The organism is Aquimarina ulvae (assembly GCF_053613295.3).
The window spans coordinates 53720-77071 of record NZ_JBSIBP030000008.1 but is presented as its reverse complement, the minus strand read 5'-3'; the positions used below and the strand labels follow the sequence as shown (position 1 = coordinate 77071).

Sequence of the window (23352 nt, the reverse complement as noted above, 5' to 3'; positions counted from 1 at the left end):
ATTAAAGATATTTTAACTTAATTAAAACTGGAGCTCACCAAATTTAAAAAATGAAATTATTGCAATTCTTTTCTAAAAGTATTTTTCCAATACTCTTAGTTAACTTTATAGCGATTTTAGGAGCTCTATTGTAATTCCAATTCTCATATTTATTGTTACTGATTTAGGAGGTAATGGTTTTATTTATGGAATTCTGGGAGCGATGTTCCATTATTTCTACTTATTGGAGCTCCAATCTTAGGAAGACTTTCGGATCGGATAGGAAGAAAGAAAGTATTGGTGATTAGTCAAGCAGGTACTTTTGTTGCTTAGTCTTTATTCTTGATAGCATTAATACTTCCAAAGACTGAATTATGGTCATCTGATTAGGATTTTGCAGGTAGCTATAGCGTAGGTGTATGGGTAGTAGCGGATTTCTAATCACAAAATTTTCAGTTTTGCACTGACCTTTTTTTATGTTTTTATTTTCATTTTATCACTTAAACCGCTATTATTTATCAATGTTATGGGTAGTTATTAATCTTTCTTTTATTTCTTCAACCGTTTGATCGAAATCAAAATCTACCTTCTTTTTGAAGTCTTCATTCGCATTATTCTCTTCGGTATAATTAGCTCCCCAACGATAAATATCCATAACGATAGGAACAAGGTCAAGACCTTTTTTTGTCAAGGAATATATATAGGCAGACCTATTATTTGAATCAACTTCCTTGTTGATAATTTTGTTTGCCAAAAGTCTATTAAGTCTATCTGTAAGAATATTTGTAGATATACCCTCTATACTCACCAATTGGTTGAAATGGCGATTGTCAAAAAAAATGAAATCACGAAGAATTAAGAGAGTCCATTTATCTCCGAAAATGTCGAGAGATAATGTTATCGGGCAATCTGACCTCCTTTTTAGCTTTTCCATTTTCCAAAGTTACAAAAATGTACTTGCATAATAAAAGTTCTTTTGTATTTTAGCACTTGTAAAACACAAGTACTAGTTAAAAATAAAATTTATGTCTTATACAATAAGTGTATCAATTGAAGCAAATTCAGAAGCTGTATTTAATGCAATAACCCAGTCAGTTCAAGAATGGTGGGGTTACACCAATTCTGCGGTTTCAAAATTAGATGATGAGTTTACCGCAAGTTTTGATAAAACATGTTGGAAATTTAAAATTTCAGAATTTGAGCCAAATTCGAAAATTGTTTGGCAATGTATTCATGCAAAGCATATTCATAGTGGTTATGATGGAATTGAAAAGGAATGGATTGGAACCAAAGTCGAATGGTATTTGGAAGAGAAAAGCCAAAATGAAACTATTTTAAATTTTATTCATAACGGACTTGTTCCAAAATTAAATTGCTACGAAATATGTTGGCCTGCTTGGGAAAGATTCGTCACTCAAAGCTTAAAAAGCTTTGTTGAATCCGGAAAGGGAATGCCTCATTTGTCCTAATTACGCACCACATGACGCTTCCATTAATACTGCCTTTTCTTGCTAGAGTTGTTGATGGCTTTACTGGCGGAAATACCTCTGTGGCTCATGCTTACTTATCAGATATTTCTACGGATAAAGATCGTGATAAGAATTTTGGAATGATGGGAGCTTCTACTAGTTTGGGATTCGTTTTAGGACCTGCAGTTGCCGGAATTTTAGCTTTGACCATTTTATGAGAAATATTGCTTATTATTCTTGCTACTTTCATTTCACTTGTAGCAACCCTTGTATGGTAGATACTGGGAATCTAAATTTTAAATCTTTTAGAAAATTTTTTCAAGTAGAACATAAAGATTGTTTTTCTGGAAGTAGTATTGAAAATGAGGCTATTAAAAACAACAACAGCTTCCAAGGTGTAATAAGTCAAAAAGGTATTCCATGATTATTTTCGATCTACTTTTTAACATTTTTGGCTTTTAGCCTGTTTTATGCAGGACTACCTATATATGTTTCTACCATGTCGGATTGGACAGCAGTTGATCTTGGGATCTTTCTGGCATATTCAAGTTTTATTATGATTTTGGTTCAAGGACCATTATTATCCTTTTTGTCTGGCAAAGTTCCTAATATTGGATTAGTGGCTATTAGAACGATGCTGTTGTCATTAAGTTTTTTTCTTCTTTCTAATCCCAGTATCATTATACTGTAAGCGGCAAACACATTATTGTCCTTTGCTCATGATTTGATGTGGCCTAGTTTTCTTTCTCTTTTGTCTAAAACCGGAAATGCTGCAATGCAGGGTGTTATTCAAGGGGTTGGAAATAGTATAGGAAGCTTAGCTATTATTTTGGATTAGTACTCGGTGGAATTATGTTTGAAAGCATTGGAGTAACAGTTTTTATTATTGGATCGGGTATTTTTTTATTGATATAGATTCTTCTAATAATCAATTATGTACGGCATAAGAATGCTGAAGTAAAAATTGGTGAAATAGCAGAAATAGCTTAAACATATTTAAGGCTTTTTATGTCTTCGGATTGGTTGCAAAAACTGTTGCCTCAGTAATAAATCCACGATCATCCATTTCTAGTAGACTCGAAATAGTATGTGCTATTTCTTCACCTCTTAATTTTGTGTTTTGTTCAGCTTCTGTATATTGTTTTTGGCTAACATTTTCATCCACACGATTATCTGCAAAACTGGTCATCACCTCGCTTGGATTTACCTGCATCACTCGTATGTTATGTGGCCTTAATTCATTTCTCCAACTTTCTGTCATTCCCCGAAGCGCAAATTTAGTTGCAACATACGGTGAAGCTTTTGGAGAACCTTTTAGAGAAGAAGTAGATCCAATGTTGATGATATTCCCATAATCCTGTTCTATAAAATGTTTGGCTGATGCTTTAGCACACAATGTAGCTCCAAGAATATTGGTTTTAAACTGATCTGTAAATTTATCAGCCTCGATATCAATAAGTTTAGAAATATACCCATAACCGGCATTATTAATCAGGGTATTCAAACCATTCATTTTAATTTTAGCCTGATCCACCATAGACTGTACTTGATCCTCTTTGGTTACATCTGCTTGTATATACGCTATGTTTAATTCTTTGGCAGTTTGCTGCAAGGTTGTCTCATTTCTTCCGGAGATAACTACTTGAGCACCTTTTTCTTTTAGTAGTTTGGCAGTTGCTTTTCCAATTCCAGAGTTTCCTCCCGTAATTAATGCTTTAGTATCTTTTATATTCATTTTTTATCTCATTTTTTTGACTGTTATCAAAGATAATTCATCAGATCTAAATCTTTTGTTAAGGCGAAGATTAATTCCTGATATAATTAACTAGATATCAATCCACTTTACTTATTATGAAACGCGAAGGACGTAATTACTAGAGGAATAATTGAATTTGTTATATAAAGAGCCGGTTTTAACGTAAAGGAACAAAAAAATAATCGATATGAGCTCATTATTTATTGAATCAAAAATTAACTTTATAATTAAATAAAAACAATATTATGGCAGAAATTAAGATTGAAAAGAAAAAGCCAGTTTGGCCTTGGTTATTATTAGCGCTATTGCTTATCGGTGCGTTAGTATATTTCTTTATTTTATCAAACAATGAAGAAGAGACAAGAGAAGCGAATGAAGTTGAAGAAATAGGAGTTGATGGCTCTTCTATTAGTGATAATACTGAAAAAGATGTAATTCCAAAAAAATCTGAAGGGGGTAAAGCTATTGCAACGTATAGCGCTTATATAAAAGATGATACCAAAATGGGTATAGATCATGAATATTCGAATAATGCACTTTTATTACTTATAAATGCTGTCAGTGAATCGGCTGATAATTTGAATATAGATATTAAAGCGGATTTAAAAAAAGCTCGTGAAAATGCAGAAATTATTACAGAGGATCCACAAAAGTTAACACACGCTAATAAAATTAAAAATGCAGGTGTTGTTATTAGTAAGGCTCTAGGAACTATTCAAAAAAGTAAATTTCCGAATCTAGAGAGTGAACTATTGGACCTAGAAAATAGTATAGAAAAAATTAATCCGGATGTAGCAACTTTGAATCAGAAAGAGGATGTAAAGAATTTCTTTGGCAAAGCATCAGAAATATTAATTAAAATGAAAAAGTAGATATGAGTACGACAGAAAAGAATTTATATTATTTGGAAGAATTATCCGATTATAAAGTTGCTAGTGACGATCCTGATATTCGTGGTTGGGAAATCAAAGATAAAGACAATCGTGTTGTTGGTAAGGTGTCTAATATGCTAGTTAATAAGAATATTAAACGTGTAGTTTACTTAGATGTAGCATTAGATGAATCAATTCTTGAAACTAATTACAAGCCTTATGGAACTTCTTCATCTGAAGGAATTCATGGTTTTTTGAATAAAGAAGGCGAGAATCATCTTATCATCCCAATTGGGATGGTGCGATTGGACGAGGAAAACAAAATTGTGGTAACAGATGAAATTGATCACAAAACTTTTGCAGAGACCAAACGAAAAAAGAAAATTGATCCTATTTCTAGAGAGTACGAAGTGATAATTTTGGAGACATATACTCGCAGCAACCTGATGAGAAATTTTCCTCAAGAGGAAGATTTTTACCAACAACAAGAATTTAAACGGAAATAGAATATATTACAATTAGGACATAAAATTAATGAAAGCTCTAAAGTTTACTAATAACTTTAGAGCTTTTTGTTTTATACTGTTAATCCGATTATTGCTCATAATTAGGAATTGGTAAAAAAGAAGAGTCTTTTACTTCAGTCATCACAAATGAGCTTTGTACTTTTGAAATATTTTCAAGTGAAGCTAATTTATTCGAAAGAAAATACTGATAACTTTCCATGTCTTCAGCATATATTTTAATTAAATAATCAAACATTCCTGCCACGTGATAGCACTCAACAACTTCTGGGAACTGCTGGATATCTTTTTCAAATTTTTTGAGATAATCTGTTTGATGAAGGTTTAAAGTAACATTACAAAACACCATTAGCTGTAGCCCTACTTTTTTTCTATCTAAGATGGCTTTGTAAGATTTTATATATCCATCACGGTCTAATTTTTTTACCCTTTCGAAAATAGGAGTAGTGGTAAGACTTAAACGCTCCGCAATCTCTTTGATAGTAATTTTACTATCTTTTTGTAATAAATTTAGGATTGATCGGTCTATTTTATCCATAATATTTTTCTTCTTAAATTATGACAACACTACAAAAATAGAAAAAAAATCTTTTATATTATTTTCAATAGTTTTTTATTCTAAATTATATTATGAAAATGGTTTTAAATTCTTTTTGATGTATTTTTATAAAGTATGGTAACCTAATTTTTGTTTAGAAGTTTAGGAAGCACATCTACAATTATTACTAATAATATAATAGCTAACAAATGCAAGATCATAATTTTAATCCAGAGAGTTTAATGATGACATATGGTTACAAACCTGAGTTATCAGAAGGAGCCATTAAATGTCCTATATTTCAAACATCAACATTTGTTTTTAAAACAGCAGAAGAAGGAAAAGCTTTTTTTGAGTTAGCCTATGGGTTACGAGAAAAATCAGAGAAAGAAGAGTTAGGGTTAATCTATAGTAGAATTAATAATCCTAACTTAGAAATATTAGAAAATCGATTATGTCTTTGGGATCAAGCAGATGATTGTGCTGTTTTTGAAAGTGGAATGTCTGCAATTAGTACCGTCTTACTAGAATTTTTAAAACCTGGTGATTTATTAGTATACAGTAATCCTGTATATGGAGGAACAGATCATTTTATTCATCATTTTTTGGATAAAATAGGGGTGAATACAATAGGAGTGATGCCTAATCAAAGTATGGAAGAAGTAGCGCGGATGATAAAGGCTTCGGGTAAAGCAGATAAGTTGGCAATGATCTATCTGGAAACCCCAGCGAATCCAACAAATGATATTGTAGATATAGAAGGGTTTAGTCAATTGGCAGCGCGATACAGTACGGCAGATAGAAAAACATTGGTAGCTGTTGATAATACTTATATGGGACCTTTGTGGCAACATCCATTACAATGTGGTGCTGATCTTGTATTGTATTCTGCAACCAAATATATAGGAGGGCATAGTGACCTAATTGCCGGAGCTGTTTTAGGAAATGCTGAGCTTATGGTAAGAGTAAAAACATTACGAACATTTTTAGGTAATATGGTAAGTCCACATACCGCATGGTTGATGCTACGAAGTCTGGAAACGTTAAAGGTTAGAATGGATCAGCAGACTAAGAATGCACAAATTGTAGCAAACTATCTAAATAACCACCCAAAAGTGGAAAAAGTATATTATCTGGGGTTGTTAGAAGAGGGGTCTTATGCACATACTACGTATAAAAAACAATGCTCTGCACCTGGTGCGATGGTGTCGTTTGATATTATAGGTGGAGAAAAAGAAGCTTTTATATTTCTAAATAACCTCAAGTTAATGAAACTTGCCGTAAGTTTAGGAAGTACGGAAAGTTTGTCTGAACATCCAAAAACAATGACACACGCAGGAGTTGACGAAACACAACGACAGCAGATGAATATTACCGATCAATTGGTTCGATTGTCTATTGGCGTGGAAAATGCAAACGATTTAATCTGGGACTTAGAGCAAGCTTTAGAAAAAGTTGAAATCGAAGCTACTTTTGAAATAGGTACTTTTTAAATTCATAAATAATTTGTTTTAGAAAGCTCAGGTAACTTCTACTTGAGCTTTTATATTTAGTATTGAAAGTATTTTTTATTCTTCTGAAAATTTGTTCGTTAATAAATCCCATAATTCAGTATGACCATCATCATATCCAAGCGCCCAAATTCCTACCCCTCCAATTTCTTTATTTTTTATCCAATCATATTTTATGGAGAGTGATTGTACATCTTCAAAAAAGATTTGTTTGTAGTTTTTATCAAGGTCATTAATAACAATATAAGTTGAAGAACTTACAGTATCAAATTGTAGAGGGACTTTTAAAGAGTCAACATAAATCTTCTTTATAGATTTATAAAGAGAGTGAGATTTGAATTTTGTAACCTTTGCTCCCATTTCAGGACTTTTAGTATACCATTCGGCTCCATAATAGGGGAGTCCTACAATCAATTTACTAGAACGTACTCCTTTTTTATTATAATAATTAACAGATGTTTCAAGACCCTTTCCAAATTTCTTACTTTTTTTAAAAGGTGTAACAGGTCCGGTAGTTTTACTAAAACTCCCATAATAATCGTATCCCATTAAGGTATAAAAATCTATGTAAGGATCAATCGCCTTAATGTCAAAAATATCATTCCAATCAATTGCATAAAGACATAGAGAGACCATAAGATTTGGATTCTCCTGCTTTAGACTTTTTGAAATGCGAAGGATAAATCGGGTGAAATCATCTTTGTTTTTTTTTGAAACTCCTTCAAAATCAATGTTTATTCCATCTGCAGACCTTAGGGCAAGTAAATTTATCAGGCTATCTATTAATGTTTTTTGTGCGTGTTTATTTTCTAAAAAAATACTGTTATTTTTTTTTCCAAAATTAGAAACAGAAAAAAAAACTTTACAATTTTTTGCTTTAGCACTATCAATGAGAGCAGTAGTTTTCCATTGATGAATATTCTTATAACTACCTGTTTCAGGTTGAATACTATAGGAAAAATACGAAAGGCCCCATAACATAGAGAAGTTATAATTCTTATATGAAGAACCATTAGAAAAGAGATGCCATCCAAATGTACGGGTATTGGGATGAACTTTTCCTTTTTTATGACGTACTTTTTTACCGGAAATATTATTTAAACTATCCCATTGTGCTTCGGTCTTCAAGTTAAGAGCTTCAAATTTTTGGTTGTGTATATGACGTTGACTAATAAAACTGATTGTATCACTAGAGTTTTTTGTATCCTTTTTTCTTATATTCACTGTTTTATCAATCTTACAACTGATTAATAGAATTAACAAAAAACACCCAAAAAATAGTTTCTTCATACTATTGTATATAACCTTTTTGTATAATTATCAAAGATAGGGATAAGTATCGCATTTTATCATTGTTGATCATGGATTCGAGAAATCTGTAATAATAAGCATCTTTTTTTGTGTACTTTTTTTATTTAAAATATTGTTTTTTAGTTTTTATGTGTATAAAGGGGCATCTCACTATGAATTTCGGGTGTTTTCCCCCATTGCTTTATGTGTATTCCTGAAGTATATTTGTACCAGAGATATTAATTAAAGATATAGTAACCATTTTTACACATAGAACATTATGAATTTATCAGGCATCAATTTCCGTTTTATTTTAGAATTTTTAAGAGAACTTCCTAAAGCTAGTAGTCACGCTATTCATAGATAATAATTATTGGCAAAAAGAGGAAATGAAATTAGGGGATTATACGTATTTCATTAGACCGTCAAAAAAGGTAGTTTTATATTAAATAAAAAAAAAGAGTCTATTCAACAATTTTACACAATAATATTATGAAAACATTTCGCTTTAACTTCAAATTTATAAGAGAATTTATAAGAGAACTTCCAGGTGCTTGTAGCCACGCGATACACAGATAGGATGTAATTGTAACTGGAGGATACAATTTATTAGAATCTGTGGGGGTATTCTAATAGTTAGTTATACTAATGGGGACAAAAAACCGGATGTACATACATCCGGTTTTTTATTGAATATTGTCTTTGTTTAAACTGAAAAGTTATCTCTTTTGTATTTTAATTGTAGTATTTCCTATAGTTAGAAAATAAATGGTTGCAGAAGAAAGAGATGAAACATCAATCGTATGATTTGTTAACGATAGAATGCCTTTGGAAGCTAATTTTCCTTGTAGTGTAAAAACAGCATATTCTAGTGGCTCAGGTATTTTATGATCAACTGTAATGGTTGAGCTTACAGGATTGGGATATATACGGAATGTGGTATCATTTTCTTCAACTTCTTCTATACTTAATGTAGTAATTTCTCCATTTATATCATATTTCGAAAAAAAGTTCCAAATGAGGGCAGAGGCATCAATATCATAATTAGTATCTGATGAACCAAATGCAGACCCAGGCCACGTATGTCCACCATTGATTATCTTATAATGTTCTACCTGAGTACCATTATCTCCATTTGTAAATAGTTGATGTTCTACTGTGGATCCATCTGTTGGTGCGGTATCAGGTATGTCTATAATCTGAGGAGTAGTATCACAGTTATTGAAATTTACCCAGAAATTAACGACATCAGGTGTGGATTCAATCCAATTCGCTCCTTGATAAGGAACGGTAGTGTCTGCGGTTCCATGAATTTCCATTACAGGAATCTGATGTGATGGGGTACAGCTATTAGGTTGATTTTTGTTCATAGTTCCGGTTACTGATGCAATTGCTGCAATACGGTTACTTAATTCACAAGCTAATTTGTAACTCATAAATCCTCCGTTAGACATTCCAGTACTATAAATTCTATCTGTATTGATAGTATAATTTGATGATATTTCATCGATCAGTGCTTCCGTAAATCCTACATCATCAACAGTACTGGTTCCCCAACCTACATTAAAGTGTGTGTTTCCAACATTATCCACGGTACCCATAGGATGTACAATCAAAAAACCTTCTGTATCTGCGATTTCCCTAAAATCTCCATAAAACATTTGTTCATTAGCGTTGGATGTATATCCATGAAAATTAAAGACTAATGGAGCTGCAGTATCTTCTGTATATATAGAAGGAATATACAAAATGTATTCACGTGTTATACCGTCGTGTTGTAATGTGCCATTAATGGTTTGTTGGGCAGTTACGGTAATTGAAAACCCCACTAGGAGCACTGCTTTTATCAGAAATACTCTTAAAAAAACGTTTTTTTCAAGGTTATAGTTGGTCATAATATTTTGGGTTTGTGTGAATTTCAAGTCGTAATGTATTTTATTTTTTAAATAGGAAGTATATGAAGGAGGTTAGTTTAGTGTTAAAATTCCTTAATAAAACGTGTAAAATCACAATTTATTGATTTTGAATTTTTTACAATCCTATTTACAAATAGTTACTACATTAAAAAGCCAGATATCTTTTTTATCTGGCTTTTAGTTTTAAAAAATTGTTTTAGTGTTATTTAAGAGCTCCAACCATATCTTCTGGTTTTACCCACTGATCAAATTCTTCTTCTGTTACATATCCTAATGCTACTGCTTCTTGTTTTAGCGTAGTTCCATTTTTGTGTGCTGTATTTGCTATTTCGGCAGCTTTGTAATATCCAATTTTTGTATTAAGGGCAGTAACTAGCATTAATGAATTGTTTAATAATTCAGTTATTCTTGCTTGATTAGGTTCTATTCCCTGTGCACAGTGTACGTCAAAAGAGATGCAAGAATCACCTATTAATTGAGCGCTCTGTAATAGGTTTGACGCCATAACAGGTTTAAAAACATTTAGTTCAAAATGTCCTTGCATTCCACCTATATTGATCGCAACATCGTTACCCATTACTTGTGCACAAACCATGGTTAGCGCTTCACATTGAGTTGGATTTACTTTACCAGGCATGATCGAACTTCCGGGCTCATTGGCAGGAATAATTAACTCTCCAATTCCACTTCTTGGACCGGAGGCCAACATTCGGATGTCGTTTCCTATTTTGTTTAGGGATACGGCAATTTGTTTTAGAGCTCCGTGTGTTTCTACAAAAGCGTCATGAGCAGCCAACGCTTCAAATTTATTCTCTGCCGTAATAAAAGGCAAGCTGGTAAACTGCGCAATAAATTCTGAGACTCTTTTGGCATACCCTTTAGGTGTGTTTAAACCTGTTCCTACTGCAGTTCCTCCTAATGCAAGTTCAGCCATATGGGGTAAGGTGTTTTCTAAAGCTCTGAGACCGTGATTCAGCTGTGAAACATAACCAGACAACTCTTGTCCTATGGTAAGTGGTGTAGCATCCATAAAATGGGTACGACCAATTTTTACAACGTTTTTAAAAGTTTCAGATTTCTTTTTAAGCGTATCTCTAAGCTGGATAATCCCAGGAATCGTCACTTCTATTATTTTTTTATAGGCTGCTATATGCATCCCCGTCGGAAACGTATCATTAGACGATTGTGATTTGTTTACATCGTCGTTTGGCTGAATAGTTTTTTCACCTTCTCCGATTGTTTTTCCAGCTAATTGATGGGCACGATTTGCAATAACTTCATTTACGTTCATATTACTTTGCGTACCAGATCCTGTTTGCCAGATCACCAGCGGAAATTGATCATCGTGTTTACCGTCTAAAATTTCATCACAAACTTGTGCGATAAGATCTCTCTTTTCTATTGGGAGAACTCCTAGTTCGCAGTTGGTAAAGGCGGCTGCCTTTTTAAGATATGCAAAACCATATATTATTTCTAAAGGCATGGAAGCCGGTGTGCCAATTTTAAAGTTGTTCCTGGAGCGCTCTGTTTGAGCCCCCCAAAGTTTATCGGCAGGGACTTTTACTTCGCCCATGGTATCTTTTTCTATTCTATATTCCATAGTGATGATGATTTGTTTTTAGAAGGCAAATTTAAGAATTTGTAGAGCTATTTCTTTATAAAGAATGTACTTTTTAAAAGGCAGTTTATTTTTAAAATTTAGCTATTAAAAATAAATTATATTTAAACTATGAGATAAAGGGAAGAGTTAGTATATTTGGCAAAAATTGAAATTAGATTACTATTATGTTCGAATTTGATCAATACCTTGGTTTTTTAGCTTTTCTAACAATCCTTACTATTGGATTCTGGTTAATGATTTTTTTGTTAACTTTTGTAGTGCCATATTGGATTTTTGGTGCTACGATTGAAAACTTTAAGTTAAAGCAAGAAGCGAAACGAAAGGCTAGGGAAGAAGCATAAATAATAGTATTAGTACTATAACAAATAAAGGGAAATCTATTTTTTAGATTTCCCTTTATTTGATTTATAATATGTGTGTTTTAAGAGTTTTGGTACTATCAAAAATTAATCTATCCTTCAAAATCCTCGTCTCCACCATAGTCTCTTTGTGGACGACCACGTTTCTTTTTTTGATTAAACCTGTAGGTAAATCCAAGATTAAAACTACGTTGCCTCCATTGAAATTCACTATTTTGTTCAAAAAAGTCAGTTGTTGTAAAACTGTTACGTTTTCTGGAATTCAGCAAATCGCTTACATTAAAGGATATGGTTCCTTTATCTTTGAGCACATCTTTACTAAATGCTAAATTGATAGATAAAATACCATCTTGTCTTCCTTGAAGTTCATCAGAGGCTCCACGATAAAATGCATTGGTCTGCCAATCGACTTTGCCAGGTAAAGAAATTTTAGAACTTATCCTTGCAAACCAACTGCTATTTTCCTGACCATAATCCTGGCCATTAAATGATCCATCTAATTTAAACTGAAAAAAATTAACACTTCCGTTTAAACGAAACCATTTAACTGGGTTATATAAGAATCCAAGCTCGGCTCCGCTTCTTTCATTAGTAGCAAGATTAAAAGGAATACTTCTTATAACATCTACTTCAGAATTATTAGGTCCTGTTATGGTAACTTCTTCTCTAACTCTTTGAAAAGCATCCGTTTCTCTTTGGTAATATACTGAAGCAGTCAGTGTAATTTTTTTCCATTTTTTTAAATAACCCAGATCAAAAGCATTAGAGTAAGCTGGTCTCAAATTTGGATTTCCCTGAAAAATATTAGTTCTACTACTTCTGGAAGGAAATGGGTTTATGAACCAACCTCTTGGACGATTTATTCTTCGATTATAGCCCAAGGTGATATTTTCTTCTTCTCCTAGCTCATAAATTAAATTTATCGTAGGAAATAAACCCAAATAATTATTATCGAAATCCGTATCGATTGGAAAAGAAAATTCTTCTTGCAATTCTTCTTCGGTCAATAAAGACGTGATTTCTCCTTTTAGATTAGTGTTTTCAAGTCGAAGACCAAGTAAAAAACTAAAGTCTCCAAACTTTGTTCCGTATTGGGTATATAATGCTTGAACATTTTCGGTATAGTCAAATATATTCGTTTGATTTTCGTTAACGACTAATTCTCCTTGATCGTTTTCTTGTAAAAGTTCATAGTCCGTGACTTCGTTTTCAAAATTCCCTCTGTATCCAGCCTCAAACTGAGATTCTTTTCCTATTGGTAACACATAATCCGCCTGTATAAGGTACTCTTTTTGTTTTTCGGTAGTATTGGTTTCTTCACTAGGAATTTCAATTTGTGCACTTCCTGTATTATCATACCTTAACGGTTCTGAAATAAAAGCCTCTTGTTCCTCATCGTCTACATCATATTGAAAATCGGCAGTTAATTTATGACCTGAGTCATTAAATTTATTGATGTAGTTCAGGGCAAATTGGTAGCTTTCATCTTTTTCAGTTTCCAATTCATTCCTAATCGTACCTACTTGCGGATTTGTGTTTAAGATATAATCATTTTCATTAGTGGTCAAATCTTCGTCTTTTCCCGTTCTATAGAAAATGGATCCGGTAATAGAAGACTTTTCTGTGAGATAAACCTCCATACCTAAATTGGTATTAAAACCTTTATCTTGTCGATCATACTCACGGCTTTCTATGTTTTGATCATAAGGGATGTTATCAAGAAAAGCGTCCTCACGTACATCAAAATACCTTGTATCAAAGAAACCATTTCCAGGACTTTCTCTATATCGATACCCTATCGTATTAAAAATATTGTATTTATCTGTTCGTAAATTTATATTAGAAGTAATATTTGAACTGATTGGATAGCCAGTGTTAACTGCAATAGAACCGTTAAAACCAAGTGTTTTCTCTTTCCTTAGAATGATGTTTAAAATTCCGGCAGTACCTTCGGCATCATACCGGGCAGAAGGAGAAGTAATTACTTCTACTCGTTCAATTGCCTCTGCGGGTAACTGGCCTAATACATCTGTGGACCCAAAACCGGCCAAAGCAGAAGGCCTACCATTGATTAAAATTCGTACGTTTTCATTACCTCGTAAACTGATACCCCCTTCTATATCAACAGAAACCGAAGGAACATTGTTTAGAGCGTCACTGACTGTACCGCCACTAGTGGTTAAATCTTTTCCTATATTGTAAATTTTCTTATCTAATCTAACATCTACAGTAGTGGTCTCTGCAATGATCACTACATCATCAAGCGATTGCATATCTAACCCCAACGGAATAGTACCAAGGTTGGTGTTCTTAAAAAGATTTTGTCTGAGAATTTTTTCTGTTTTAAAGGAAATAAATTCAATTGAAACGTCATAAATCCCTGGAGGGACTTTAATTTTAAAATTTCCTTTAATGTTGCTGATTCCTCCGGTTACTATTTTGTTTTCCTCACGATTTAGAAAGGAAATCGTCGCGTATTCCAAAGGTTCTTTTGTCTGCTTATCTATTATTTTTCCGGTTATATTAACTTCGTCTTGTTGCGCATTTGAAGAAAATCCAATAAAAATAATTAATAGCAGTAATGTAATTTTTTTCATGTCGTTTTTTTGGTTTCCCAAAAATAGGATTAGGGCTTTTGCATCGAGGTTAAAGAGGTGTTAAATATTGTATCCGTCTTTAAAACAGTTGTTTACGTATTAATATCTTCACGTTTAATTAACAGAGTGGCTATCATCATAATACTTCTTTAAGACTTGAAGGAATTTAGTTACATTAAAGAACAATATTTATGATGTGAAATACGTTTCGGTTTTTTAGTTTTGCAGCTGTTTTTATAGATAAAAACGTAAAAAGTAAATAGTATCACAAATCATAAAATAAAATTTATGGAAAAACTTCTAATTAATAAAATATTAGTAGTCGTATTTGTTCTTTTTTCTTCAATTTCGATCTATTCCCAAAGCCATAAGATAGCCCTTTCATTAACAGGAGGTTATGTGGATGAAGGCTTTGGAGGTTTAATTACATTAGATTATAAAGTGAACGAGTTTGATTACCTACAATTTAATGTTCAGAGTAATTTTACTAAATTGGAATATCAGAATATTAAAATACCTGTAGATCTTTATGCTTTTAATGCAGGTTTTTTCTTTGATGTTCTTAGGAACAACAAAAGAACTTTTGCACTAGCTTTGGGTGCTGGTGGAACTGCGGGTTATGAGATTATAAACAATGGAAATGAGGTGCTAGAAAATAATCAGGTGTTGGATGTTGAAACCAATACTGTAGTTTTTGGCGCTTATGCTGGATTGGATGCAGATATATTTTTAATACCCACAGTTGCCATAAATATAAAAGCCCAGGAGGTGTATCATTTTAATAGTGAGATCGGAGAATTTACACCATATTTTGGATTAGGTGTCAAATTAATATTAAAATAGTTCTTATAACCAAGTATTTCATAGAAGAATTATTAAAATAATGAAATTTAAAGGATGAAAAAAATTTATAAATATATCGTATCAGGTATCATTCTATTATGTATTGGTATAGCGTGTACAAAAGAAATTACTGATGATTTAGTAGTGTTTTTTAAAGTTGAATTTAACGAGACTACTTTAGAAACATTTGTAAATACAAGGGAAGAATCTCAGTTTACCATCATAGGAGGAACTGAAATTAACGAGGGTGATTATCAAATAAAGTATAATGTTACAGAAGGGGCGGGATCATATTCTGTAAATAATGTGGCCATTGTTGAAAATGAATTTGTTGAGTTACCCGAAGGACCGGAGTATACTATAGAATACTTAGGAACAGTGGTTGGTACTAATAAAGTAACAATTACAATAAAAGATCAATCTAATCGAGAAGAAGAGTTTGTACTAACATATAATGTAAAGGATACAGATTTTAGTTTTGATGTGATTCCATCACCAGAAAACACCTATGTTGATGGAGAAATTGATTTAAACCTGAGTATTTCTGAAATAAATACGGCCACATATACTGTAGCATATGAATTTGGTTCTCCTGATACAGACATCATAGGGGTAGGAAACATAAAAATTGAAGATGACCTGATAGAACCTAATACCACAGTAGAAGTTCCTGCGGGTGATACTATATGGAATTTCGAAGGAGTTACGGTTGGGACTGTTGAGGTTATATTTAGAGCAACCAGTAGTTTAGGAATAACCAAAGAAAAAATAATTCTTATCGAAGTTACTGAAACACCTGATTTTACATTTTCTGCTACTACAGAAGTGTCTGAGGTTTTAACCAATTCAGCTGTAGAAATTACGTTTACTTTAGAAGAAACCGTTGGTAGTTCTAATTATACCATGCTATTTACCGCAAATAAACCGGGTACTATCGAGTATAATGGGGTAACTTATATAGAGGATAGCGAAATTCCTTTGGAAGTTGGAGTGACAACCGGAGTATATTCAGGAAGTGTTAGCGGGACTAATGAACTTAGGTTTGAGGTAACTAACGCAAACACGATACCTGTTACGAAAACAGCAAACATTACTTTGGAACTTATTGCCCCTGACACCGAAGCACCTGTTATAAACCTTAATGGTCCTGAAATACATTTTATAGATGTTTTTGATTCTTATGTAGAGACTGCTTCAGCATCGGATAATGTGGATGGGGATCTAACAGATCAGATAGTTTTTGGTGGTGATTTTGTAGATACAGATATTTTAGGGTCGTTTATAAGAACTTATAATGTAACGGATTCTTCCGGAAATGTTGCAGAAGAAGAATTGAAAACGATCGTTGTAGAAGATAATTTAATACCAGTAATCACATTGATAGGAAATGGTTTAATTACTCTAGATATTGGTGATACATATATAGATCAAGGAGCGACAGCTCAGGATAATTATGATGGAAATATTTCTTCTGATATCGTCGTTACATCTAATGTAAATACTCAGGTTTCCGGCAGTTATCAGGTTACCTATAATGTCACAGATTCTTCAGGAAATCAAGCAATAGAAGTTGTGAGAGTAGTTACGGTAGTTAATCCAGACACTACACCGCCCGTGATCACTTTAAATGGTACGACCCCTGTGATATCACTGTTAAATAACACATATATGGATCAAGGTGCAACAGCTTTTGATAACGTGGATGGTGACATTACTTCAAATATACAAACCAGCTCTAATGTAAATGTAAATGTAATTGGAACGTACCAAGTTAGATACAATGTACAAGATAATGCAGGAAATGAGGCAATCGAAGTGGTGAGAATTGTTAATGTGGTTCAGTTAACTGAAAATTGCGATTGTCCGCCGGGAGAAGTTGCTTGTGAGCCATTTCCAATCTGCAACTGTATTGATCCACAAACTGAAGGTTGTCCATAAAAAATTTGAACCACATTTATAAAAAAAGTAAAGTTTGATTTTTTCAAACTTTACTTTTTTTATAATATATCAACAACTTTTTCAGGAGGTCGTCCTATAATAGCTTTACTATTTTTTAGAACAATAGGTCTTTCGATAAGTTTAGGATGCTCACACATCACTTTTATCAACTCTTTATCCGTTAATTCTTTACCTTTAAATTTTTGTTTCCAGATGGCTTCATTCTTTCTGACTAAATCAATTGGTTTTATTCCTAAAACTTGAATAATTTTAGCCAGCTTTTCTTCGGTAAAAGGAGTCTCTAAATATTTAACGATTTCCAGATCTTCCTTCTTATCTTCAAGAATTGCTAAGCATTGTCTGGATTTGCTGCATCTAGGGTTATGATATATTGTTGTCATATAGTTTGATTAGTACTCTTCATTTTTTTGTCCCATCATCATCAGAAATGCTTTTAAAAAAGCATCTATATTTCCATCCATAACTGCATCTACATTTCCTGTTTCTTCTGCTGTTCTTACATCTTTTACCAGCTTATAAGGATGCATTACATAATTACGGATTTGTGATCCCCATTCTATTTTCATTTTAGAAGCTTCGATCTCATCTCTTTGTGCTTGTTGTTTTTTTAGTTCCAGTTCAAAAAGCTGTGATTTTAGCATTTGTAAAGCTTTGTCCCGGTTGTCGTGTTGCGACCTGGAATCAGAACAGGATATTTGAATTCCGGTAGGAAAGTGGGTAAGTTGAACTTTGGTTTCTACTTTGTTTACATTTTGTCCACCGGCACCACTTGATCTGGAAGTAATGATCTCGTAATCAGATGGATTTATTTCTATTTCGATACTATCATCGGCTAGAGGATAAACGTATACAGAAGCAAAAGATGTATGTCTTTTTGCATTGCTGTCAAAAGGAGAAATACGAACCAATCTATGCACGCCATTCTCACCTTTAAGCCATCCAAAGGCATAGTCCCCTTCTATTTCTAGTGTAACTGTTTTTATACCTGCGACATCACCTTCCTGAAAGTTTAGTTCTTTTACTTTAAAACCTTGTTTTTCTGCCCACATTAGATACATTCGCATGAGCATACTAGCCCAATCACAACTTTCCGTACCTCCGGCACCTGCGGTAATCTGAAGAACAGCGCTCATGGCATCACCTTCTTCGCTTAACATGTTTCTAAATTCCAGGCTTTCGATAAGCTCTATGGCTTTAGAATAACGTTCTCCCACTTCAATTTCTGTTGCATCTCCCTCTTTGAAAAATTCATAAATAATTTCAAGATCATCAACCAGAGTCACGCTTGTTTCGTATTCAGAAACCCATTTTTTTTCAGCATTTAAAGCGCGCATTATTTTTTCGGCTTCTTGTGCATCATCCCAGAAATCAGGGGCGTATGTTTTTTCTTCTTCGTTTGCTATTTCGATAAGTTTGGCATCAATGTCAAAGATACCTCCTTAACGCAACCAGGCGCTCCCTAAGATCTAGTATAGTCTCAGTATTGATCATAATTGATATATTTTTTGACAAAAATAGGATTTAACAGTTCAGTAGGAAATAATTTTACTATTATTTTATAGATTTAACGATTTTTCAGAACATATATATCACGCTACGATGAAATTATATAGTATTTTCTTCTTTTTAGTTGTTAGCCAATTGCTATCCGCTCAGTTTTTAGACAAACAAAAGGATTTAGAATCTTATAAAGGGTATTTCAATTTTTACTACAATGAAGATAAAGATGAGTTATATTTAGAAGTTGATACACTAAATAAAGAGTTTTTATACGTTCACTCTTTAGCTACAGGGTTAGGATCTAATGATATAGGCTTGGATAGGGGACAGATCGGAGATGGAGTAGTAGTAAAGTTTCAGAAAGCTGGAAATAAATTATTGCTGGTTCAGCCTAATCAGCGATATAGGGCAGTAACAGAAAACAAATCGGAGAAGATAAGTGTTGAACAGGCATTCGCGAAGTCGGTTTTGTTTGGATTTCCTATAAAAGAAAAAAAAGACAGTACGTATATTATTGACCTGACGCCCTTTTTGTTACAGGATACGCACGGTGTCATTAATAGATTAAAACGTCAGAAAGAAGGTAGTTATAGTATTGATAAAACTAAAAGTGCCTTAAGCCTTGCAAGAACAAAAGCATTTCCAAAAAATGTTGAATTTGAGGCATTAACAACTTATAAGGGATCTCCAGAACGAGGTAACCTATGGTCCGTAGCACCAGACTCTAAGTTGATTACGGTTACACAACATCATTCTTTTGTCGAATTACCAGATGATAATTATAAAAAAAGAGTGTTTGACCCCAGAAGCGGAGCATTGTCAATTTCGTACTTAGATTATGCAACTCCAGTACAAGAGCCAATTGTAAAGCGATTTATCAAAAGACATCGATTAGAAAAGAAAAATCCATCATTACCCGTGAGTGAGGCAAAAGAGCCTATTGTATATTATTTAGATCCCGGTGCTCCAGAGCCTGTAAGATCAGCACTGTTGGATGGAGCTAGGTGGTGGAACCAGGCTTATGAAGCTATTGGATTTAAAAATGCTTTTCAGGTAAAAATGCTTCCTGAAGATGCGGATCCCATGGATTTGCGATACAATGTCATACAATGGGTACACCGTTCCACAAGAGGATGGAGTTACGGTGCGAGCGTTGTAGATCCGAGAACCGGAGAAATTTTAAAAGGTCATGTTAGCTTGGGTAGTTTAAGAATCCGTCAGGATTTTCTTATTGCACAAGCATTATCCAACAAACCTTTTGCTAATAGTGACACTAATTATCAACCTATGTTGGAAATGGCATTAGCTAGAATCCGTCAGTTGTCTGCCCACGAAGTGGGACATACGATAGGATTTGCACATAATTTTGCAGCTAGTACCAATAATAGAGCGTCGGTTATGGATTATCCGCATCCATCGATAGGCTTAGAGGATGGAGAGATAAGCTTTATGAATGCTTATGACACCAAAATTGGTGTCTGGGATAAAGTTACAGTAGCATATAGTTATTCAGAATTTGGAGAAGAAGTTGATGAAAATAAGCAGTTGGATACTATTTTAAATAATGCATATGCCTCAGGATTACGTTTTATATCCGATAGTGATGCGCGAGCTCGGGGAGGAGCTCATGGTTTGGCTCACTTATGGGATAATGGAAAAAGTGCTTCTGAAGAATTAAAAAATGTACTCGCAATCCGCGAAACAGCAATTCATAATTTCTCTAAAGATAATATTCGAAAAGGTGAACCATTTTCAGTCTTAGAAGATGTATTTGTTCCGTTATACTTTTTTCACAGATATCAGACTGAAGCAGCAGTAAAATTGATAGCAGGACTCAATTATAACTATGCAACCAAAGGTGATGGACAGACTGTTGTAGAAGCTATTTCAGAGAAAGAGCAAAGAGAAGCGCTGAATGAAGTATTACGAACGTTATCCCCAGAAATTCTAGCAATTCCCGAGGATAAGCTAAAAATGTTTCCTCCAAGAGCTTTTGGGTATGGACGTACGAGAGAATCTTTTAAAAGTAAAACAGGCGTAACATTTGATGCAATCAGTGTTGCTTCAACCGCTAGTGATATGAGTTTATCTCTTTTGCTTCATCCAGAAAGGTTTTCACGTTTGATTCAACAAAAAAGTTTGAATTCTTCACAATTGGGAGCTGCTGAGGTTTTGGAAGCGTTAATCAACATTGTTTTTGAAACGAAAACAAAGAACAACTACCATAATGAAATTCAGCAAACGGTAAAGAGTAATGCGCTAAAGCACCTGATGAATTTGGCTAATAATAGGAATACTTATACACAGGTGCAAGCTCTGGCATATAATTCTTTAAACCAAATAAAATTACTGCTAAATTCTGAGAAACAAAAAGGTATATATAAGGCGTACAATGATTACTACATAAAACAAATTCAGGATTTTATGAAAAAGCCAGAAGATTTTAAGCTGATACCTTCACCAAAAATCCCGGATGGCTCTCCCATTGGAAGTTTTAGATGCGGATTCTAAAAACTTATTTCGGAGCTGGTACTATCAAATAACAACTATTTTAACTACATAATAAATGATTATAGATCTTAGGAGTGATACGGTCACTAAACCTACTTCAGAAATGCTCGATGCTATGATGAACGCTACAGTAGGGGATGATGTATATAAAGAAGATCCAACTGTTAATGCTTTAGAAGAAAAAATCGCAAGTATGTTTGGGAAAGACAGCGCTTTGTTTTTTCCATCTGGGAGTATGGCGAATCAAGCAGCTATTAAATTACATACCCAACCAGGAGAGCAATTAATTGCTGACAAATATGCTCATGTATACAATTATGAAGGAGGAGGTGTTTCTTTTAATAGCGGAGTTTCGTGTAAGTTGACAGAAGGGGATAGAGGTATGATAACTGCAGATCAGGTATTGGCTGCTATCAATCCGCCTGATTTTTATCATAGTCCATTGACGAGTTTGGTATGCATAGAGAATACTACAAATAAAGGTGGAGGAGCGTGCTATGATTTTGAAGAGATTGTAAAAATCAAGCAGATTTGTAAAGACCATGATTTAGGATATCATTTAGATGGCGCCCGCTTATGGAATGCTTTAATTGCAAAAAAAGAAAAACCTGCACAATACGGAAAGGTGTTTGATACCATTTCTGTATGTTTGAGTAAAGGATTAGGATCTCCTATGGGTTCAGTATTAGTTGGTGATCATAACATCATGCAAAATGCCATTAGAGTTCGTAAAGTATTGGGTGGTGGAATGCGACAAATAGGGTATATGGCTGCTGCTGGGTTATATGCCGTAGAGAATAACATTGATCGCTTAGTGGATGACCATAAAAAAGCAAAAGAAATAGGAATGGTTTTACAAAAATTATCCTTTGTATCTAATGTGGAACCGATAGATACAAATATTGTGATTTTTACTATTGATAGAGATGAAGAAGAATTTATTTCTGGAATGGCAAATAAAAACATTCATTTTTATAGTATGGGGCAAGGAAAGCTAAGGTTTGTAACACATTTGGATTACACACAAGAAATGCACGAGTATTTTTTAACACTATTGCAAGGGCTCTAAAAAAAATAAAGCTGCTTAGGTAAGATGAACAGCTTTATTGAAAATTATAAATTTAATACTTAGTAAACTTAAGCTTCTTTTGTATCTGCTTCTGGAGCATTTTCCTTAACAGAATTAATTCCGTTTTCCATTCCAGATTCAGAAGAGTACATCTGACTACTACCTATTACCTGACCGTTAGTTGCTTTCAGATTAAAAAAGAATTTTCCGTCCTTAGCAGTTTTTCTTTCATACCTTCCATCTTCAACAGCATTTTTTTGGACAGATGCAATTCCATTGATAGCTGCAGCTTTACTATTATATACTTCACTGCTTAGAATCACCTGTCCATTTTTTGCTTTTAATGTGAAATGATAATTATCGGATCCCTCCTTATTTTTGAGTTCAAACATATTGTCGATTTTAAATAATTTTAGAATGATTTCGATAAAAATATAGAATAATAAGGAGAAAGAAAAATATTAAAAAAGGCAAAGCTGGATTTTTAAGTCATGTATCAAATAAAAATAAAATACACCAAAATATGCCACTTTTTTGAAATGTTGCTCTTAGTTATTCTTTTTTATCTACATAACTATTTATTCTGATTGTAACTTAAAACCAGTATTTTAATATTATCCTGTATAAAAACAAGGGAACGCCACCTTTTTCAAAAATAAGATGATTACTGATTTTATTTGAATAAGTCTAATCCCGGGATGTTAGGCATTCCTTCCTTAGCCACCGCAGCAAGTTCAGCTTCATTGACAGCTGTTGCTTTTTTAATGGCCTTGTTAAGTGTAAGAACAAGATAATCTTCTAACTGCTCTTTATCATTGAGTAATTCATCAGCAACAGATATACTTTTAATGTCACGATTGGCCGTAATTGTTACAGAAAGAAGATTATCAGAACTACTTTCATCTACCAAAACAGTATCTAATCTTTTTTTAGTTTCTTCTACTTTTTTCTGGGTTTCTTTTAGTTTACCCATCATTCCCATCATATCTCCAAACATTGATCTTTTTTTTAAAATTATTTATTAAGAACAAAATTAGT

22 protein-coding genes are annotated in these 23352 nt (G+C 33.4%); 11 read left to right on the top strand and 11 right to left on the bottom strand.

What is annotated here, in order from left to right; translation table 11 throughout:
- Nucleotides 1-490: 490 nt before the first annotated feature.
- Nucleotides 491-913: a winged helix-turn-helix transcriptional regulator gene (locus ACWGOQ_RS16870; RefSeq protein WP_452059325.1), complete on the bottom strand. Its 423-nt coding sequence runs from the start codon at nucleotides 911-913 to the stop codon at nucleotides 491-493.
- 91 nt (nucleotides 914-1004) lie between these two features.
- On the opposite strand from ACWGOQ_RS16870, the gene ACWGOQ_RS16865 reads away from it, so the two are divergent.
- The 3 genes from ACWGOQ_RS16865 (at nucleotide 1005) to ACWGOQ_RS16855 (ending at nucleotide 2139) form a co-directional block, all read left to right on the top strand.
- Nucleotides 1005-1448, top strand: a complete 444-nt coding sequence (locus ACWGOQ_RS16865; protein ID WP_452059324.1) for an SRPBCC family protein — start codon at nucleotides 1005-1007, stop codon at nucleotides 1446-1448.
- 11 nt (nucleotides 1449-1459) lie between these two features.
- Complete coding sequence (locus ACWGOQ_RS16860) at nucleotides 1460-1666, top strand: MFS transporter (RefSeq protein ID WP_452059323.1); 207 nt, start codon at nucleotides 1460-1462, stop codon at nucleotides 1664-1666.
- 233 nt (nucleotides 1667-1899) lie between these two features.
- Nucleotides 1900-2139, top strand: coding sequence for a hypothetical protein (locus ACWGOQ_RS16855; RefSeq protein WP_452059322.1), 240 nt, complete (start codon nucleotides 1900-1902; stop codon nucleotides 2137-2139).
- 315 nt (nucleotides 2140-2454) lie between these two features.
- On the opposite strand, the gene ACWGOQ_RS16850 is transcribed toward ACWGOQ_RS16855, so the two are convergent.
- On the bottom strand, nucleotides 2455-3183 hold the full coding sequence (locus ACWGOQ_RS16850; RefSeq protein ID WP_452059321.1) for an SDR family oxidoreductase: 729 nt from the start codon (nucleotides 3181-3183) through the stop codon (nucleotides 2455-2457).
- Between the two features lie 266 nt (nucleotides 3184-3449).
- Here ACWGOQ_RS16850 and ACWGOQ_RS16845 point away from each other — a divergent pair, with 266 nt between their 5' ends.
- Nucleotides 3450-4076, top strand: coding sequence for a hypothetical protein (locus tag ACWGOQ_RS16845; protein ID WP_452059320.1), 627 nt, complete (start codon nucleotides 3450-3452; stop codon nucleotides 4074-4076).
- A gap of 2 nt (nucleotides 4077-4078) precedes the next feature.
- Nucleotides 4079-4582 carry a YlmC/YmxH family sporulation protein gene (locus ACWGOQ_RS16840; protein ID WP_452059319.1) on the top strand — a complete coding sequence of 168 codons (504 nt, stop codon included), beginning with the start codon at nucleotides 4079-4081 and terminating at the stop codon, nucleotides 4580-4582.
- Between the two features lie 88 nt (nucleotides 4583-4670).
- Here the strand turns inward: ACWGOQ_RS16840 and ACWGOQ_RS16835 are convergent, their stop codons facing one another.
- Nucleotides 4671-5138 (bottom strand): Lrp/AsnC family transcriptional regulator, encoded by a 468-nt coding sequence (locus ACWGOQ_RS16835; RefSeq protein ID WP_452059318.1) that lies wholly within the window; start codon nucleotides 5136-5138, stop codon nucleotides 4671-4673.
- 209 nt (nucleotides 5139-5347) lie between these two features.
- Between ACWGOQ_RS16835 and ACWGOQ_RS16830 the strand changes: the two genes are divergently transcribed.
- The gene (locus tag ACWGOQ_RS16830) at nucleotides 5348-6631 is read left to right on the top strand and encodes a cystathionine gamma-synthase family protein (RefSeq protein ID WP_452059317.1); all 1284 of its coding nucleotides are present in this window, start codon (nucleotides 5348-5350) and stop codon (nucleotides 6629-6631) included.
- A 75-nt stretch (nucleotides 6632-6706) separates the two neighbouring features.
- Here ACWGOQ_RS16830 and ACWGOQ_RS16825 read toward each other — a convergent pair whose 3' ends face one another.
- From ACWGOQ_RS16825 to fumC, 3 genes are all read right to left on the bottom strand, one after another.
- The gene (locus tag ACWGOQ_RS16825) at nucleotides 6707-7873 is read right to left on the bottom strand and encodes a glycosyl hydrolase family 18 protein (RefSeq protein WP_458202831.1); all 1167 of its coding nucleotides are present in this window, start codon (nucleotides 7871-7873) and stop codon (nucleotides 6707-6709) included.
- Between the two features lie 785 nt (nucleotides 7874-8658).
- A complete protein-coding gene (locus tag ACWGOQ_RS16820) occupies nucleotides 8659-9834 on the bottom strand; it encodes an extracellular catalytic domain type 1 short-chain-length polyhydroxyalkanoate depolymerase (RefSeq protein WP_452059315.1) in 1176 nt (391 codons plus the stop codon).
- A gap of 223 nt (nucleotides 9835-10057) precedes the next feature.
- On the bottom strand, nucleotides 10058-11455 hold the full coding sequence (fumC, locus tag ACWGOQ_RS16815) for a class II fumarate hydratase (protein ID WP_452059314.1): 1398 nt from the start codon (nucleotides 11453-11455) through the stop codon (nucleotides 10058-10060).
- Nucleotides 11456-11640: 185 nt separating this feature from the next.
- Here fumC and ACWGOQ_RS16810 point away from each other — a divergent pair, with 185 nt between their 5' ends.
- Nucleotides 11641-11817, top strand: coding sequence for a hypothetical protein (locus ACWGOQ_RS16810; RefSeq protein ID WP_162897257.1), 177 nt, complete (start codon nucleotides 11641-11643; stop codon nucleotides 11815-11817).
- A 110-nt stretch (nucleotides 11818-11927) separates the two neighbouring features.
- Here ACWGOQ_RS16810 and ACWGOQ_RS16805 read toward each other — a convergent pair whose 3' ends face one another.
- Nucleotides 11928-14432 (bottom strand): TonB-dependent receptor, encoded by a 2505-nt coding sequence (locus ACWGOQ_RS16805; RefSeq protein WP_452059313.1) that lies wholly within the window; start codon nucleotides 14430-14432, stop codon nucleotides 11928-11930.
- 288 nt (nucleotides 14433-14720) lie between these two features.
- Here ACWGOQ_RS16805 and ACWGOQ_RS16800 point away from each other — a divergent pair, with 288 nt between their 5' ends.
- Both ACWGOQ_RS16800 and ACWGOQ_RS16795 read left to right on the top strand, forming a co-directional pair.
- Complete coding sequence (locus ACWGOQ_RS16800) at nucleotides 14721-15275, top strand: conjugal transfer protein TraO (RefSeq protein WP_452059312.1); 555 nt, start codon at nucleotides 14721-14723, stop codon at nucleotides 15273-15275.
- A 54-nt stretch (nucleotides 15276-15329) separates the two neighbouring features.
- Complete coding sequence (locus ACWGOQ_RS16795; protein WP_452059311.1) at nucleotides 15330-17213, top strand: immunoglobulin-like domain-containing protein; 1884 nt, start codon at nucleotides 15330-15332, stop codon at nucleotides 17211-17213.
- Nucleotides 17214-17272: 59 nt separating this feature from the next.
- Here ACWGOQ_RS16795 and arsC read toward each other — a convergent pair whose 3' ends face one another.
- Together arsC and prfB are read right to left on the bottom strand one after the other, a co-directional pair.
- Entirely contained in the window at nucleotides 17273-17614 is a 342-nt protein-coding gene (gene arsC / locus ACWGOQ_RS16790) for an arsenate reductase (glutaredoxin) (protein ID WP_452059310.1), read from the bottom strand.
- A 9-nt stretch (nucleotides 17615-17623) separates the two neighbouring features.
- A protein-coding gene (gene prfB / locus ACWGOQ_RS16785; protein WP_452059309.1) for a peptide chain release factor 2 occupies nucleotides 17624-18725 on the bottom strand; the annotation gives its coding sequence in 2 pieces (ribosomal slippage) (nucleotides 17624-18661 and nucleotides 18663-18725; 1101 coding nt in all).
- Between the two features lie 108 nt (nucleotides 18726-18833).
- On the opposite strand from prfB, the gene ACWGOQ_RS16780 reads away from it, so the two are divergent.
- Nucleotides 18834-21245, top strand: coding sequence for a zinc-dependent metalloprotease (locus tag ACWGOQ_RS16780; protein WP_452059308.1), 2412 nt, complete (start codon nucleotides 18834-18836; stop codon nucleotides 21243-21245).
- Nucleotides 21246-21300: 55 nt separating this feature from the next.
- The gene (locus ACWGOQ_RS16775; protein ID WP_452059307.1) at nucleotides 21301-22314 is read left to right on the top strand and encodes a threonine aldolase family protein; all 1014 of its coding nucleotides are present in this window, start codon (nucleotides 21301-21303) and stop codon (nucleotides 22312-22314) included.
- Between the two features lie 68 nt (nucleotides 22315-22382).
- Here ACWGOQ_RS16775 and ACWGOQ_RS16770 read toward each other — a convergent pair whose 3' ends face one another.
- Nucleotides 22383-22706, bottom strand: coding sequence for a YegP family protein (locus ACWGOQ_RS16770; RefSeq protein ID WP_452059306.1), 324 nt, complete (start codon nucleotides 22704-22706; stop codon nucleotides 22383-22385).
- A gap of 281 nt (nucleotides 22707-22987) precedes the next feature.
- The gene (locus ACWGOQ_RS16765) at nucleotides 22988-23311 is read right to left on the bottom strand and encodes a YbaB/EbfC family nucleoid-associated protein (protein WP_452059305.1); all 324 of its coding nucleotides are present in this window, start codon (nucleotides 23309-23311) and stop codon (nucleotides 22988-22990) included.
- Nucleotides 23312-23352 lie beyond the last annotated feature (41 nt).